The sequence below is a fragment of the Candidatus Omnitrophota bacterium genome (assembly GCA_028712255.1).
Taxonomy (GTDB): Bacteria; Omnitrophota; Gorgyraeia; order Gygaellales; family Profunditerraquicolaceae; genus UBA6249.
The window spans coordinates 44,102-59,784 of record JAQTQJ010000010.1 but is presented as its reverse complement, the minus strand read 5'-3'; the positions used below and the strand labels follow the sequence as shown (position 1 = coordinate 59,784).

General features: G+C 35.8%; 14 protein-coding genes. 1 reads left to right on the top strand and 13 read right to left on the bottom strand.

Annotation, left to right across the window (positions count from 1 at the left end; genetic code table 11):
* Positions 1–23: 23 nt before the first annotated feature.
* The 9 genes from PHC29_05955 to PHC29_05915 all read right to left on the bottom strand — a co-directional run bounded on the left by PHC29_05955 (position 24) and on the right by PHC29_05915 (position 11,194).
* Positions 24–1,157 (bottom strand): O-antigen ligase family protein, encoded by a 1,134-nt coding sequence (locus PHC29_05955; GenBank protein ID MDD5109033.1) that lies wholly within the window; start codon positions 1,155–1,157, stop codon positions 24–26.
* Positions 1,148–1,957 (bottom strand): hypothetical protein, encoded by an 810-nt coding sequence (locus tag PHC29_05950; GenBank protein MDD5109032.1) that lies wholly within the window; start codon positions 1,955–1,957, stop codon positions 1,148–1,150. The genes PHC29_05955 and PHC29_05950 overlap by 10 nt, the downstream gene beginning before the upstream one ends.
* A 5-nt stretch (positions 1,958–1,962) precedes the next feature.
* On the bottom strand, positions 1,963–3,006 hold the full coding sequence (locus PHC29_05945) for a U32 family peptidase (GenBank protein ID MDD5109031.1): 1,044 nt from the start codon (positions 3,004–3,006) through the stop codon (positions 1,963–1,965).
* A gap of 162 nt (positions 3,007–3,168) precedes the next feature.
* Complete coding sequence (locus PHC29_05940) at positions 3,169–4,140, bottom strand: SGNH/GDSL hydrolase family protein (protein MDD5109030.1); 972 nt, start codon at positions 4,138–4,140, stop codon at positions 3,169–3,171.
* Positions 4,116–5,582, bottom strand: a complete 1,467-nt coding sequence (locus PHC29_05935; GenBank protein ID MDD5109029.1) for a radical SAM protein — start codon at positions 5,580–5,582, stop codon at positions 4,116–4,118. The genes PHC29_05940 and PHC29_05935 overlap by 25 nt, the downstream gene beginning before the upstream one ends.
* Positions 5,583–5,594: 12 nt before the next feature.
* A complete protein-coding gene (locus tag PHC29_05930; GenBank protein MDD5109028.1) occupies positions 5,595–7,145 on the bottom strand; it encodes a glycosyltransferase family 39 protein in 1,551 nt (516 codons plus the stop codon).
* Entirely contained in the window at positions 7,135–8,607 is a 1,473-nt protein-coding gene (locus PHC29_05925) for a hypothetical protein (GenBank protein MDD5109027.1), read from the bottom strand. Before PHC29_05925 ends, PHC29_05930 begins: the two co-directional genes overlap by 11 nt.
* Entirely contained in the window at positions 8,608–10,029 is a 1,422-nt protein-coding gene (locus tag PHC29_05920; protein MDD5109026.1) for a radical SAM protein, read from the bottom strand.
* 22 nt (positions 10,030–10,051) lie between these two features.
* A complete protein-coding gene (locus PHC29_05915) occupies positions 10,052–11,194 on the bottom strand; it encodes a hypothetical protein (protein MDD5109025.1) in 1,143 nt (380 codons plus the stop codon).
* Here PHC29_05915 and PHC29_05910 point away from each other — a divergent pair.
* Positions 11,187–11,381, top strand: a complete 195-nt coding sequence (locus PHC29_05910) for a hypothetical protein (protein MDD5109024.1) — start codon at positions 11,187–11,189, stop codon at positions 11,379–11,381. The two genes, PHC29_05915 and PHC29_05910, sit on opposite strands and share 8 nt — an antisense overlap.
* Positions 11,382–11,528: 147 nt before the next feature.
* On the opposite strand, the gene PHC29_05905 is transcribed toward PHC29_05910, so the two are convergent.
* The 4 genes from PHC29_05905 to PHC29_05890 all read right to left on the bottom strand — a co-directional run bounded on the left by PHC29_05905 (position 11,529) and on the right by PHC29_05890 (position 15,594).
* On the bottom strand, positions 11,529–12,296 hold the full coding sequence (locus PHC29_05905; protein ID MDD5109023.1) for a hypothetical protein: 768 nt from the start codon (positions 12,294–12,296) through the stop codon (positions 11,529–11,531).
* A gap of 91 nt (positions 12,297–12,387) precedes the next feature.
* Complete coding sequence (locus tag PHC29_05900) at positions 12,388–13,110, bottom strand: glycosyltransferase family 2 protein (GenBank protein ID MDD5109022.1); 723 nt, start codon at positions 13,108–13,110, stop codon at positions 12,388–12,390.
* Positions 13,111–13,118: 8 nt separating this feature from the next.
* Positions 13,119–14,114, bottom strand: coding sequence for an SGNH/GDSL hydrolase family protein (locus PHC29_05895; GenBank protein MDD5109021.1), 996 nt, complete (start codon positions 14,112–14,114; stop codon positions 13,119–13,121).
* Positions 14,115–14,121: 7 nt separating this feature from the next.
* Positions 14,122–15,594: a glycosyltransferase family 39 protein gene (locus PHC29_05890; protein ID MDD5109020.1), complete on the bottom strand. Its 1,473-nt coding sequence runs from the start codon at positions 15,592–15,594 to the stop codon at positions 14,122–14,124.
* Positions 15,595–15,683: the final 89 nt, after the last annotated feature.

The following is a 15,683-nucleotide window of genomic DNA, read 5'->3' as shown; positions in this document are numbered from 1 at the left end:
TAACCCGCTAAAAAAATGCTTTTTTACGCTATTTGCTCTTTCTTGGGCAAAGAGGCGATCAACCCTAAGATTACCCACCAGATAAAGACCGTTTCTGGCAGAAAAAAAGTAAAATCAAGAAAATTATGGATTAAAAATACTGCCGCTGCCGCTAAAAGGCAGCTGCTTTTATTTTTATCCTCCGATCCTTTTAGGCTTTTAAATCCGGCTTTTAAAACCTCAAATACCAGCCAGATATAAGAAAATAATCCGAATATACCTAACTCAGCCCAAATCTGGATATAAGAGTTATGGGCGAATCTACTCATATTTAAACTAAAATTTCCCGGCCCAATACCTACAATGGGATGAACTGCGATAATGCCAAAAGCATCCTTCCAGTAATTTAATCTCATTACCACAGAAAATAAAGGCAAGGTATGCTCCCTTATTGAATCGTTGCGTAAAACAAAAACAACAATCGTAAATAGAAAAGTAAGGATAAGGTAAAAAACAGCCTTCTTTTTCGATCTGCCTCGTAGGTAAAAATATATCGCCAGGCCGAAAAACAGGCTAAGCATGGCTGAAAGGGATTTAGTAAAAAACAGGGCCAAAGATATGGGAAAAATAAACCAAAACCTTTTTTTATTAATCAGGCACAGCGGCAGGATCATGGCTAAATACCCGCCCAAGATACCGGGAGTTATAAATGGCGCAAAAACCCGTTTATTCCTGATATAATCCGAGATAAAAGAAGATTGTATTTTGTTAGTCGAAAAATAATCCCGAAGATGCTTAAATCCGAAAAAATATTGATATAAAGCCAGAAAACTAATTAATAATCCGCAAACAGCTATTGCCCGCAGCAACAAACGTTGTTTTTCTTCTGGAAAAGAATAAACCACCAGGAATAAAAGTAAACCGCCGATATATTTATAAATTTCCAATAAACTATATATTTGGTCTAAAGAATAAACCAGGGAAATGATTAAAGCCGCTATAAAAAAGGTAACTGGATGGTTGAAGTTCTTCTCCGGGAAAAAAGCTATTTTTTTGGAATAGATATACATAATCAAGAATAACAAAAGCAAAGCGGAATAAACAAAGTTTAAATAAACAAATGCCGACGAAGAAATGAAGGGTCGGATAAATATAAGTATCAGTATAATTAAAAACATTGTCCCTTTACTTTTTCGGCGAATGGAAGCTGGAAAATAAACCTATCTATCCTTTTATCTTTACAGGCTTGGCCGATACTATTCTGTCTATAAAAAATGGTATTTCCTTTTAAAATCAGAGGATAAGGCATATTTACATGCCTTATAATAATATGCCTGTCCAGGCACTCCTTCGTGCAGGCAAAAGGTATTTCAAGCGCTTTAGCCGGCCGGTTATTACTGGCATTAGACGGGCACAACCGGGTGGTAGTCAGATAGGCGTAGGGTGTGTATAAAGAAAAGGAGAAATCGCGCCCCAGATCGCCCAAAGTAACCCCCTGAAACAGATTATCAATTTCTATTCTCTTAATTCCTTTTTCTTTTAAAAGTTCGGAAAATTTTTCATTAAGCGCTATTGCCTGATAGCGCTTTTTGGTGATCGGCGGCAATTTATTAAAAATTTTTAATATTTGCGGATCTTTCTTTTGCCTGATCAATAAACGCCCCAAAACGGGAATAACGGCAAAATTACGGGATAACTCAAGCACTCCCCAATCATTGATTATTAATTCGGCGCTTACTTTACGTTTCATTAAAATATCTAAAAGGACTTCATATTTCTTAATCTCCTGATTAGTTGCATAACCTGAGACTAAACAAAAGGAGAGGTTTCTCATTTGGACAAAATCAAGCAATCTATTCAAATCTTCTTTTTCCGGGATAAGATGGCTACAAAACTCACTGCCAAAGTAAATTCTTTTATAATTCTTATTCCAAGAATTCAACTGATCCAAACGGGTTATGAAAATGCAGAATTCCATATTTACTATTCTTTCGGATAATAACAATAAGATTTACGGCAATGGTTTTTATAGGTTTGGCGATAAATATCCTCTACGGCATTACAAAAACCTGCGCCAATTTCTTCTTTTAAAAGTTTAAGGCAGCGAGCAATAAATTCGACGTCCTTTACCTTGTTCTTAAAAGATGTCCTTCCGACTATTTTTACAAAGCTTATTTGCGCTTTGTCTAATGCTTGAAGAGAACATGCGCCGCAGGCATTTAAAAAAGTTTCGGCATTAAAGAAATTGCCCAGGCTCGACCTATTCTTCGATAAAGCAGGGCTTGAGTTGGTTTCTGCTTTATAATTAAAACAGCAGGCTACCTCTTTCTTCATGCCGTGGACGTGGATCATTTTTGAAATTGCAGCCGGTAAGAATTGCCAAATTTTATTCCTAAAACGGTCATATTTAAAAAGATTAAGCAAAGGGTTTTGATAAGAAAATGCGCTATGCAAGAAATTACAGTAACCATCGATAAAATGGCATCTCTCATTTAAAATCAAACACTCGAATTCAAGGCCTTTCTCTTTTGAACAAATATCGCCGATCTCATCCAGAGTCAGTTGCCTGGGCAGAATTATCCTTTCAGCCCCCATACCTTTATAAAAACCGGCGGTATAGGCATTAAAGGTAGTTGCGCCCACGCCAATATGCGTCTTTACCCTATCCTTATATTTCTGCAGCTCTTTGATTAACCCTAAATCTGCCGCAATAAAAGCATCTATCCCGCAATCGATGGCTTTTTTTACCTGATCCTTGACGTTTTCAAACTGATCTGCGGTGTAAAATTCATTAAGGGTAAAATTAACTTTTACCTTACGTATTTTTGCTTTTTTAACCAAAGCCTCCAATTCCTTGAAGCTGGACAAATTTGAGAATAAAGAAGGACGCCGGTTAAGGCAATATATATTGGTCAGTGATTTATTTTCCTGCTCAGTCATTACCCCGCAATAAAATTCACTGGCGCCGGCGTTAATCAAAGGATCGACTTCGCTGATATTTGTTATGGGAGAAACTATTTTGATCATATGTTTATGGTTAATACGGAGTATAGGCAAAGGGGACCGATTGAGAACTCCGGCCTAAAAAAACCAATAATCCGAATAAAACTATTATAAGCGCAACAGGACTCAGCCACCAGACCAGGTTTACTTTTAAAAAAGTTAATATTTTAAACAGCAGATCTTTTTTCATTTGCCACCAATTGAGCTATAAATCGACTCGGCGATAATCCTGTGCAGGCTGGCATTCGGATGCGGATCTTCGGAAGAAACCCAGAAATCCCGCGCATTCTTTCCTTTTAAAGTTTCTGCCAGGTCGACGAAAATAATTTCCGGGTGTTCTCTTTTTATCTCTTTCGTAAAATTCCGCGCGGCTTCAAAAGAACCTTCTTTAAAGCTGTGCATTTCCGGTATATTGATAAATACAAAAGGTATCCGGCGCTTATCGGCAATCTCGATCATCCGGTTAATCGCATCTTTTGCTTTAAGCCTTAAATTTGGGTCTTGATATAGCTTTGAATAATAGGCCCGATAATCATTGTTGGGATAATAGTATTTTATATTGATTAATTTACTCCAAATAAATGCATAAAGATAGGAATGTCTGCTTAGAAAATAACTTATACCCGAAGAAGGCCGGATATCTTCAAGATCATTTATATAGAAACCCAATATTATCATGTCAGGTTCTAAGACGCTAAGCCTTTTTAAAGCTGATAACTCTGAAACTGAATTGTAATTACCTACCCCTGAGTTGATTACTTCCAAATTTAACTTGGAGCCTTTATTTATAAGGGTTTCCAGAATATAAGGGTATGTTTCTTTAAAACTTACTCCCCAACCCATAGTTATAGAATCTCCTAAGACCAGTATCCGCTTTAAATTTTGCGGTTTTGGCGCTAAATACTCCCTATCGCTCCTTAACCCCAGCGAGTTTGTCTTTATTTCAACTCCATAAAAGCGAAAACTTTTATTCGGGGCATGTTCATGAGTAATAGAGCGATCGGAAGCTTGCTTTTTTAAATTTATTCCATACCTCCACATCTCCATCGCATAATTTGAGTATAACGGATAAGTTAACCTCAAAATTATTTCGATCAACAATAAAGAAAAAAATAGAGAAATAAAAGAAACTGTTAATTTATCTTTGGTTTTTCCCATTTCCCCGAAAGCGCCTTAAAATAACCGGTTAACAGCAACATCGCTCCAAACAGCAAGAACTTAAAGGACACCCTTTTATTGACTATTGTTTTTATTACCTTGACCGGCCGAAAATAAAAACTGAACATTGCTTTTCGCTGGATATTCCTGAGTTCTTTTACGCTCATTAGACCCACTGTATAAAATTCATTATCTTTATTTTCAAACCAGTCATACCAGCTGTTAAACCCGCTTAAATTTCTGATTTTACCTATTTTTTCCATACTGAGCTCATATAACCTTGAGCCTGGATAAGGCGTAGCTAAATTAAATTTCACGAAGTCGCAATCTAATTCTTTGGCAAACTTTACAGTTTGCTCGCATTCTTCGGCAGTCTCGCCGGGAAGCCCAAGCATAAACAGGCCAAGAGTAAGAATACCGGCGTCTTTTGCATAACGGACAGCTTTTTTGCCCTGTTCCAGGTTAATTTTTTTTCCGAAGGTATCAAGCACCCTCTGGCTTCCGGATTCAAAACCAAACTCAAGCATATGCAGCCCAGCTTCTTTCATTTTCTTGGTCAATTGCGGGTCAATCAGGTTAACCACGGTCTCGGTAACCCACCTGACCTTTTTATTTAACCCCCTTTTTATAAGTTGTTCGCAAAATTCCATTCCATGCTCTATGGAAAAAGGGAAAAAGGCGTCCACAAAACCAAAATATTTCGCATTGTATATCGTATGCATATATTCCATTTCATCAATGACATTTTCAATTTTTCTGTATCTGGTTTTGGCAAAAATTTTATTTTGGGCGCAAAAAATGCAATCAAAAGGACAACCTCTTGAAGCTGAAATCACCAGGGCAATTTCGCCGTAAATCGAAGCCAAGGGGATCTCTTTATATTTATTTAAATCGAACAGGTGAAACGCTGGATATGGTAAATTGTCCAAATCCGGAATTATGTAATTTTCTCGGTTATTATACAGTTTGCCTTCTTCGATATAACCGATCCCCCCTATCCCGCTGAAATTAAGCTTTCTTTCTATCCTCGAAACAACCTCAAGCATGGTGTATTCACCTTCACCGTGGACAATAATATCCGCTATGCCTGCGTTTAACAACTGTTTGGCAAATATCGAAGCGTGAATATTGCCTAAAATAATTTTAATATCTTTATTGTAGTTTTTGATCCTCCGGGATAAAGAGATTACTGTATCCATGCTTGCGCTAAGACAGGTTATGCCAACCAGATCAGGCTTTTCGCTTACAATACTGGCGAATAATTTATCTTCATTCCATTTTTCGGCAACCTGGTCAAAAACTTTCACTGGTATCGTGTTTTTCTCCAGTACCGCGGCAATATAAGCTAAGCCCAAAGGAATAACCGGAGTCAACATCTCCCGCTGCCAAATACAGCTTTTTTCGATGGCCTTGGATTGGGGGTTTATCAGCAATACCTTCATTTAACTTTTTGCTTACCTTTCAAACAGATACAATATTATCCCTTTAAACAAACAGCTTTCTTTTTCTTTATAGTTATCCTGCATCCAGCGCGCTATCTGGTAGGCTTTGGAATCAAAACAGTTTTTTTCATTAAAAAACCAATCTGAACATACCAGCCAAATCCTTCTTTTACCAGATACAAAGTCGTCATAGTCAATATTTTTAAACTTACACCCTTTTAATAAAAGCTCCCTGGCTTCTATTTTGTTCTCATTTGCCGGGAATAATACAAAAGCGGGCCTTTCATTAGCGCTACTTAAACTACTTTTCTTCAGATAATACATAAAAGGCACTGTCGAGCTGTAAGAAGTATGAAAAACGATGTCCCCATCTTCCATGTTTTGCGCCAAATAATCCGCAGCATCTTTATAATCATACTTATAGACTATGCCGATGCAACTTGCAGCATCTAGAGATCGGCTTTGATAATAATTATTTAAAGAAAAGGCACAAAACAAAGCAACAACGCCTAATAATAAAAAGGCATATCTGGTCCTTATTTTTGCTAGGCTATTGCCTATTAGTATATAGTAAAAAGGTAGGCTACCCAATACATACCTGTCGACATACCAAACTTTGACTTTAGAGATTAAAAACATGCTCAATATCGGCAGGACAAAACAACATAAGCATAGGACATAGTTTTTGACTTCATTTTTCTTTAACCTAGTTATCCCGAAAGCCAATATGCCGGTGAGAAATACCGTAATAAATACATATGCCTGCTTTTCTACATTATAACCTATGCTGAAATTTTTGATTGTAAAAAAAATATTTTTGGCTCCGATGGTTTTAGCCCAAGAGGGCACCCAAAGATATAAATCAGGCCCCAGCGAAGCTTTCAGTAAAATGATGCTGTTTATAAGCCAGGGCGCTAATAAAACAAAAATTACTGAATTATAAAATATCCATTTTCTAATCTGATTTTTATAATCTTTCATAAAAATCAGGAAAAATACCACCTGGGCGAACAGGAAAAAAATTGTCATATAATGCAGGTAGATATTTAAAACGTTTAAAATAACGTAACCAGTCCAAAATGCCAAAGCCCCTTTTTCCAGGGCTTTTAGTAAAAACAATGCTGAGCCTAGGCTGATTAATAAAATCAATGAGTATGGCCTTAATTCTTGAGAATAATAAATATGGATAGGAGAAATTGCCAACAAAAACGCAGCAATTAAAGCGGTTTTCTGGCCGAAAATCTTCAACCCAAATTTATAGATAAGCCATATTGCGGCTATGCCGAATACTACTGAAAATAACCTGAGGGTAAATTCATTCCTACCTGACAAAAGTGACCAAAAATAGACCGGTATATCGGATAAAAACGAAGGATACCTGTCCGGTAATGCGCCGAGCCGAGAAACGACAGAAGCAAGGTATTGCCCGTTAAAAATTGTATATGCTTCGTCGAACCAAAGACTCCTTACGCCTAAATGATAGAGCCTTAAAATTAACCCGCAGACTAGCAGAATGGCTAGAATAACCGGATTTTTAAGTAAAGGCTTATCTTTATTTGGCATAAAAATATAATGAAATTGAAGGAAAATCTTTTATTAATTTAATTTCTGTTGATACCAAGCTTTTGTCGGGATTACGGACCAGGAATAAACATTTCTCAAGCGCGCCTATCGGAGAACTCTTATAAGTTAAAAGGTTAAGCGCCGTATTAGGGACCCTTTTTAGGCCTTTAGTTCCATAATATATAATTTTATTCGGCGCCTGCATCCAAATCCTGCGGTTTACGGAAGAAGGAAGATCCTCTCCATCTCCTACTAAAGAGGTAATATCATGTTTTTGGCAGTAACCTTTTAACCAAACGCCGGCTTCGATTATGGATTTTTCCTGCTCGGGGCTTAAAAACTCATTTTTAATCAAAGGGAATTTTTGAAGTTTAATAATAGAATACGGAAGATAAACGATTGAAATCGCGGCTATTAAAATATAAAGGTAGTCTCCCAGCCTACTCTTTTTAACTGCCTGAATTGTTTTCTCTAAAATAAAGGCGGTTAAAATTGCCAACAAAGGTACGGCCGGAATTAACTGCCTAATTTTATAAATAAACATCCCACTGTAAAAAAAAGGCATAATGAAAATTTCAAAAATAAACTGCAACAATTGGAAAACCAAAACCGCCTGAATTAACCAAAGTTTTCCATCTCCCAGATATTTTTTCCGGTTAAATACAGAAAGGAATATGAATAAAATTATCAACGGACAAAAGGTTAAAAAATAGAAATTAACAAATTCCCCGGGGGTCACCAGGCTGTCTAAAGGGGGATGTGGCATAAGTAAGGTTCGATAATAAAGAGTATAAAACAGAGAATGCCCCAAAAGAAGCATGTTTGTGATTGTCCACAAGACAGTCGGCCCAAAAATTAAAATAACCGGTTTAAATTTTCCTTTCTTAATCAACCAAGCCGTCCAGATAAGCAGGTAAATGAAACCGAATTGGCTGATTAGAGGAAGAAACGATACGGCTAAAGCGGAGGCAAAAAGCTTTTCTTTATAGGCTGACCAGATTGCAACTAAAAGGAAAAAAGAAAACATCGCTTCATTTATGACTGAAATTGAACCGAGGAAAAATAGGGGGAAAAATGCCGTAAGAATTATGCTTAAAACCACTGTTTTTTTAGACAGTTTTAAAAAAGATCCAATTTTAACCATTAATATGAACACACCGATAGAATAGACTGAATTCATTATCCTTAAGCTTAAGATATTCTCAGAAAATATCTTTAAAAACAAAAAACAGCTTGATGTAAAACCGACCTTGGCAAACGGATTAATTAAGGCTATCGGATAATACAATGCTGATTTAGCATAACAATAATGTAGCGACTCGTCGATATTAAACAACTCAAAACGGTCTAATTTTATACTATAAATCTGGTCGGAAGCAACCCAATCAAAATATAAATAGATTGCTGATAGGCAGAATAAGATATAAAAATATGAGGAAAATTTTAAGCCGAAAATTTTCATCTAATAATCCACTAGCTGCTTCCGCTTTAAGCAAATCATGTCGGCGATAAGCGAGAATGCTCCCTTTAAAACAACTTTAACTTCATTAAGCGTCCTAATCCTTAGTAAACACCTGATTATATAAAAAATATCTAGATAAAAATCCCTTGTCCCCTTCCTTACCCAAAAATCTATGTCCGAGCGGCTAAATTCGTTAGTAGTATACATCGGCCACTGAACCTTTGGTTCCAGAAAAATAGATCTGCCAAAAAAATTTTTTGAAACTATTTTTTCATTAATTGCCCGGTTATAAAGCTCTGAGGCCGGATCAGGCGCCAATGCGTTATAAAGCACATAATCTGGTTTTATCCTCCTGACCATCCTTAAAGTCTCTTTAATCGTATCTTTGTTTTCCCCGGGAGAGCCGACAATCAGGTAAGCAATTGAACGTATCCCGTATTTTCTTGTTAAAACAAAGGCAGTTTCAATGTCGGCTACTGTAATACCTTTGTTTAGATTCTTGAGTATCTTTTCCGAACCAGATTCAACGCCGTAAGAAATCATATAACAGCCGGCTGCTTTCATAATTTTTAAGGTTTCCGGGCTAACACAATCAACTCTAGTTTTACAGGTCCAGTGAAGCTTAAGCTTTTTATCAATTATCCTCTGGCAAAGCATTCTAATATATTCCTGGGATATCGTAAATGTGTGGTCGACAAAATATATCTCATTAATACCATAGGTTCTCTTCAAATAAACCATTTCTTCGACTACACTTTCAACTAGCCTAGCCCTGTAATTCTTGGATAAACAGCAAAATTCACATTTAAAAATACATCCCCTGCTAGTTTCCATGCTTATAACCGGAGAGTAAAGCCCAAAAGGCGGATGCAGGTAATAATGTTTAATATTAAGTAAATGGTAAGCCGGAAGGGGAAGTTCATCAAAGTTAATTAACTCGATTTCCTGATTATAAAAATAACTTCCGTTATGCCTGAAACAAACTCCGCCAATACCATCCCAGCGCGTTTTTGCGGCTAAAGAACTGCAGATCCGCTTCATTGCTACCTCGCCTTCCCCCTGGACAACAATATCGATTTCGGGGATGTTTTTAAGTATCAGTTCGGGTGAAAGCACCGTACATAAACCACCAAGGATAATAAGCGATTGCGGATCTACCTTGCGGATTAAAGCAGAAAATTTAATTACATCCTGAAAACCAAAAAGTGTGCTACTTATTCCGTAAATATCGCTCTTTTTCAACCCAACCCTGGCTTGAAAATCTTTAATTGAAATATTTTCAGCCGGAATATCGATTATTTCAACTTCATGCCCTTCTTTTTCCAAAACCGAAGCTAAATAAGCCAGGCCCAACGGCGGAAGAACGCCTAAAGTAGTAAAACGAAACCTTTTAGCCGGCAGATTTATTAAAGTAATTACCATAATAAAATAAATTCCTTAACAATTAATTATCGGGTATAAAAAAATATAAAAAAACTTCGGGTTCTTCTTTGATCATCCGGGACCTAAAACCGGCTGGTAAAAAAGCGTTATTAAGGCTTCTTTTCGTATGCAAAAAAACCCCTGAAATTTCCTTTGGCTCTTTAAATTTATAGGTAATCGTATCAAACAACTCTATTTTATCATTATTATTAAAGTCTTTTGTAAAACAATAGAAGTTATATTTCTTTTCCAAATACATCCAAATCCTGCGGACATATTTATCGGTTATATCTCCTCCGTTTAAAAGATATAAATTCTTTATTTTATTTTCATTCATAAAATTATTTAACCAATTAGAGACTGACTTCAATTTTTCCTCCTGAACAGGAGAAATCCGTTCGGCTAACACTCTCTTATTATTTTCTAAATAAAAAAATTGCATTGCCTGTGAACTGATTAAAATTAAAATAAAGAAAAATGTAAAATAACTGGAATTTTTGCTTTTGGGTAATTTCTGGCTAATATAATCAATGCCGTTTACGACGATAAACGAGAAAAAAGGAATAATTGGGACAAGATAGCGAAACTCCCACCAAAAAGACCTTTGCGTATTGATTAAATAAATATTATAGCCGATTACGATAGTTAATATCGGAAGGATAAACAGGTTAATCAACAGGTTTTCTTTCTTAATCCAGGAGTTTATCAAGCCAAAAATAAAAAATACAGCCATAGGTAAAAAGGATACAAAAAACAGCGGGTTAATCTGGCCTATAGGCAGCATTGAGTTTTCGGGAGGACGGGAATAAGGGGAAATCTTCCCGGGATAAAAAAATGTGTAAGCTAAACCATGTTTTAATATGATTTGGTTAAGAATCACCCAAAGTAAGGAAGGAAGTAAAATTAATAGGCAGTAATTGTATTTTCGTCTAGTAAAAAAATAGACAACTGCCGGCGCAGCGTAAATAACGCCTAACTGGTGAGTTACGGGAAGTAACGAAATTATTACGCTGCTTAAAAGGTATTTCTTTTTATAGAGCAAAAATACAGACAAAATAAGAAATAAGCCAAAAAACGGCTCTACTATAGCGGATAGACAGCTAAGAAAATAAAATGGAGAAATTAAGGTAAGGGCAACCGGTGCGGCAATAAGCCAATTGCGCATTTTCGATTGCCTGGTAAAAAGATACAATAAAAACAGGGTCAAGACCGATAAAAACGAATTAATAATCCTTAAAGTAACAAAGGAAGGAGAAAATATCTTTAATGTCAAGGCTTGGATTATGGTAGGCAGGGGTTTGGCATACGGATTTAAGAGTACAAGAGGATTAATTAAGGCGGATTTGGCGTAGCAGAAGTGGAATATATCGTCTACATTATATAATATATAGCTGTCAAATTTTGGCGAAGTTATAATTTTCGATACATAAAGATCTAAAAAAACAAAAAAAGAGAAAATGCTTAAAAAAAAACAAAGATATTTTCTCTTTTCATATTTGTTATTGTATATTAATGTTTATATCGGTAATATCCTCTTCTTTAGCCCCAAGAGGATTGGCGGAATATTCCCCCTTAGGAGAATTAAATCCGGGTTGGGATTCTCCGGGCAACAGGTTAAATGCGCCGATATAAATATCCCCTTGATTTTTTGCCACTTTTAGCGAATAATTTCCGGGTTTATCCAGAATAACAGAAGCAACGTTCGGGTAGCCAAATCCCGTATTATTTACGGTTACTACAACACGTCCTTCTTTGTAATCAGGCATGGAAACTTCACCAGAAATTGTAATGGTTTCTCCTTTATATCTGCTCATCACGGGTACGGAAGGGATCTCTAAAAACTCTATATCAGCATCTGTTATATCTTCGTCTGCGATTATTAAAGGATTATCCAAATAGGGAGAAAATGGCGCTAGGTCATTGCGCTCAGTTTCACTTCCGGGTATAAATGTTTCATTGGTAAGATTGAATACTTTTAAGTTAACTTTGCCCGTTCCCTTTGGCACTGCCAGACAATAAGCTCCTGGTTGAGATATAGTATATTTGATTATTGGCTCTTTTTCTTCCTGGCCGCCTATTACCCTCTGGACTGTAATTAACAGCCAGCCATTTTTAAAACTGGGGTATATAATTTTACCGCAAACATTAACCTTACTAGGATTTTCGGCAGCATAAGAATTTAAACAAAAGGCGGTAAGCGATACCAAGGCAATAAAAAGAGCCGTAAAGAAAAAAACTGATTTATTTTTCATTTCAAGTCCTTTCATTAATTTACCTTTGCCCATTATTTAACTTGCTCCGTAATTAAATAAGGCTTTTTACTAAAGTTATCATACCACATTTTCAGGAAATATTAATTTATTTTAGCTGGCTTTTTATGTTTTTACCGGACAACAATCTCCATTTAAGCGCTAATAAATCCGAAGCAATCGCCAAAACAGTTTTAAAATTCAACACCTTTTGCCTTCCATATAACCTGGGGTAGTGGGAAATCCCTACTTCTTTTATTTTTGCTCCGTTTTTAAGGGCCAATACAACCATTTCGGTATTAATAATAAAACCGTTCGAATTTAAAGTCAATGTTTTTAATAATTCTTTATTAAAAAACTTAAATCCGCAATCTATATCTCTTACCTTAATATTAAATATAATCTTTATAATAAAATTAAAAATATTACCTAAAATACACCGGTAAAACGGGTCCTGTCTTTTCATGCGAAAGCCTATTACCATATCATATAACAAACAATAGGGAATAAGCTTGGTGAGATCCGTAATGTCGAATTGTCCGTCTGCATCCATCATCATCACATAATCTTTTTTTGATTTTTCTAATCCCGATTTGAAAGACGCTCCGTATCCTTTATTTGACAGATGGCGGACAATTTTAATATGGTTACCGTAATCCTTTAAACCGTTTAAGATTTCAAAAGTTCTATCCTTTGAGCCGTCATCGACTACGATAATCTCGAAATCTGAAATAATGGAAGAAATTTTATTCAATACGGATTTGATTACCTCATCAATGTTTTCTGCTTCATTGTAAGATAATAAAATTACCGATAAGCTTCCAGTAAACATAACGTTTTTTAGAAAAGATTATTCTTGATATATTCTGCTAACAATTCTGCAACCAAGTAATGCCCTTTAGCGCTAATGTGCCCCTGGTCCTGAAACAGGCCGTTCTTTTGCCCATCTTTAAATAAAGGCGTAATATCTATGCTTGGTTGGCAACCATAGTCTTTATCGACATTAACCACTTTATCGTCTCTAATGCCCAGGCCCGTCAAAAAAATTATTTTTACCCCCTTATTTTCTGCTAGCTTTAACATTTCTGACAGGTTATCTTTATGCTCTTCCAAAGTGACCCTAACCAGGCTCTTAGATGAATTTCCTGACCTTTTATTTCTTAGCCGCCAAGAATCATTTAGCAAATTTTGTTTTACCAATCTATATATAGAGCTATTATCTTCCAAAAAGCAGGTTAAATTAAAAAAAATGGCCGGTAAAATTTTAACCTTAGAATCGCTAAACGGCGCCAGGCCCGAGAGTCCTAATCCATCCGCCTGTTCCGGGTTTACGATTATTAAATCCGGATTAAAATTTATCAGTTCATTTTTAAACAGCCTGAGCATTTGTAAAGTAGAATACCCCGGCATCCCAAAATTATAAACTTCAAAAGTAAGCGCCCCGGGCAAGCTATTTAATTTTTGTTCGACTATATTGCTAAACCTTTCATTTTCAAATAAACCTTCTCCGCATGTATTTGAGCCTCCTAAACAAAATATCCTGTAAGTTTGCTGGCCTTTTTCTTTACTTATTTCTCTTTCCCGAAAACCGATTGAATTAACTCTTAATACCCCTTTATAATGGGTGCTTGGCTTAGTATAAAACTTACTGGGAGAAAATCTCCAGAATAACAATCTGTCTCTTTTAAAAACTCCCGTATTAAACATTTCGCCTATGTTTGTAAATCCCGTCCTTTCGGAAATATCGTTTTTTCTCAAGAATAACTCAGCCGAAAAAAGAATAAAAATGCATACAATAAAACTAATCAAGGGTTTTTTTAAGTTTGCGGTTTTCATTGACTCTTCACCTAAAAAGAAAAATATTCCTATGGCCGGGAAATAATTTATGCCTTTGAATCAGCTTCCTTTTATTTATATTATCGCTTAATTTTTTAAGTAACTGACCTTCCAATAAGCAATTGGTTATTACAGGAGCTGAGCCGTCTTTTAAGCTACTATTGATCAATATCATAAAATTAAACTCACCGATTTTTTCAATAAACCTTTTTGCCATAGATTTGGCATTGGGCATTGAGCTTAAATCATCCGCCAGAATAAAAGCTTCAGAGTTATCCAGATACGCTCTCAAATAATAAGAGGCTAGGAAACCATTAATCTCCTCGTCTTTAGTCCCGATTATACCCACTAGTATTTTACGTTTAGAGCTTACATCTTTTTTTATTTTTTCAGCAAATCCCTGAATTATTTTTTCATAATTATTTATTTTTATCGGCGCTTTATATAAGCCTGTTCTTCCCCATTCAGGCAGAGGCACAACATTGTAAAATGCCACAAGCTTGACTATTTTAGGTCCAATCCGGTAAGAAACCGCAAAGAATTGCAGGAGTGAATAAACAATAATAAATAAAATTAAAGGGATTTTTATCTGTCTACCCAGCTTCATCACCCCTACCGCAGTCAAAATTGCAATCGCCGGTAAAAAAGCAAAACAATAATGCTCCCATTTTGCCGACATCAAGGTGAATATGACCAGAGGTATTAAAATCCACAATAAAATTATATTAATTACCGGTTCAATCTTTTTGTGTAGCCAGAAAAGACTAAAACAAAATACAATATAAAGCGGCAGCGAAACGTGGTCTATAATATAAAACAGCTGATAAAACATCCATTTGACTGAAAAAACATCAAAATCTAGCCCAAACAAATTATATTTTTCCGGAAGATAACCTGCCAGAAAGTGAGTCAGAAAAATATGCGATAACTTGACAGTTGAGGCGAATAACCATATGGAGCTGATAAATAAACAAAAAAAAATAAATAAAACAAAGTTAAAAACTTGCCGGCGGATATTACCCCCATTCTGATTACGGTCCTTAAAAATAGAATATAAAGCAAAGGTTAAAGGACCGATAAAGAAAATTAAAAATTGACCTTTAGTTAAAATGCCTAAACCTGACGAAATTCCGAGAATAATTGAAAATAATCTATTCTTGAAATCAGTTGTTTTAATCAAAAAATAAACGCACATGGTAACCATTGCCGTTAAATGAAAGTCCAGATCATACATCCTTCCTACTCCGAATAAGCTGGGATAAAATGTCACTAAAAAAGCTGCTAGCAATCCTGCTTTTATGTCATAGCACCGCTTGCCAATCAGGTAGGTAAATATAGCCAGCAGGGCAAGAAAAATAATATTGGAAAACCTTACAATAAATGGTGTAAAACCAAAAATTGAATTGACCAGTGAGGTTACAAAATAAACAAAACCCGGCCATTCAAATTGCGGCCAGATATTCCCTGGCTTAAAAAACATTATGAATTCCTTAATTTTACCAAAAAATGTGATATCGCAGTTTAAAAGCTCCTTTAAATTGTAGTAAAAATTTAACTGGTTAATTAGGT

Coding starts and splice junctions, on each gene's coding strand:
- PHC29_05955 (MDD5109033.1), bottom strand. CDS start 1,157: ATGTTTTTAATTATACTGATACTTATATTTATCCGACCCTTCATTTCT.
- PHC29_05950 (MDD5109032.1), bottom strand. CDS start 1,957: ATGGAATTCTGCATTTTCATAACCCGTTTGGATCAGTTGAATTCTTGG.
- PHC29_05945 (MDD5109031.1), bottom strand. CDS start 3,006: ATGATCAAAATAGTTTCTCCCATAACAAATATCAGCGAAGTCGATCCT.
- PHC29_05940 (MDD5109030.1), bottom strand. CDS start 4,140: ATGGGAAAAACCAAAGATAAATTAACAGTTTCTTTTATTTCTCTATTT.
- PHC29_05935 (MDD5109029.1), bottom strand. CDS start 5,582: ATGAAGGTATTGCTGATAAACCCCCAATCCAAGGCCATCGAAAAAAGC.
- PHC29_05930 (MDD5109028.1), bottom strand. CDS start 7,145: ATGCCAAATAAAGATAAGCCTTTACTTAAAAATCCGGTTATTCTAGCC.
- PHC29_05925 (MDD5109027.1), bottom strand. CDS start 8,607: ATGAAAATTTTCGGCTTAAAATTTTCCTCATATTTTTATATCTTATTC.
- PHC29_05920 (MDD5109026.1), bottom strand. CDS start 10,029: ATGGTAATTACTTTAATAAATCTGCCGGCTAAAAGGTTTCGTTTTACT.
- PHC29_05915 (MDD5109025.1), bottom strand. CDS start 11,194: ATGCGCAATTGGCTTATTGCCGCACCGGTTGCCCTTACCTTAATTTCT.
- PHC29_05905 (MDD5109023.1), bottom strand. CDS start 12,296: ATGAAAGGACTTGAAATGAAAAATAAATCAGTTTTTTTCTTTACGGCT.
- PHC29_05900 (MDD5109022.1), bottom strand. CDS start 13,110: ATGTTTACTGGAAGCTTATCGGTAATTTTATTATCTTACAATGAAGCA.
- PHC29_05895 (MDD5109021.1), bottom strand. CDS start 14,114: ATGAAAACCGCAAACTTAAAAAAACCCTTGATTAGTTTTATTGTATGC.
- PHC29_05890 (MDD5109020.1), bottom strand. CDS start 15,594: ATGTTTTTTAAGCCAGGGAATATCTGGCCGCAATTTGAATGGCCGGGT.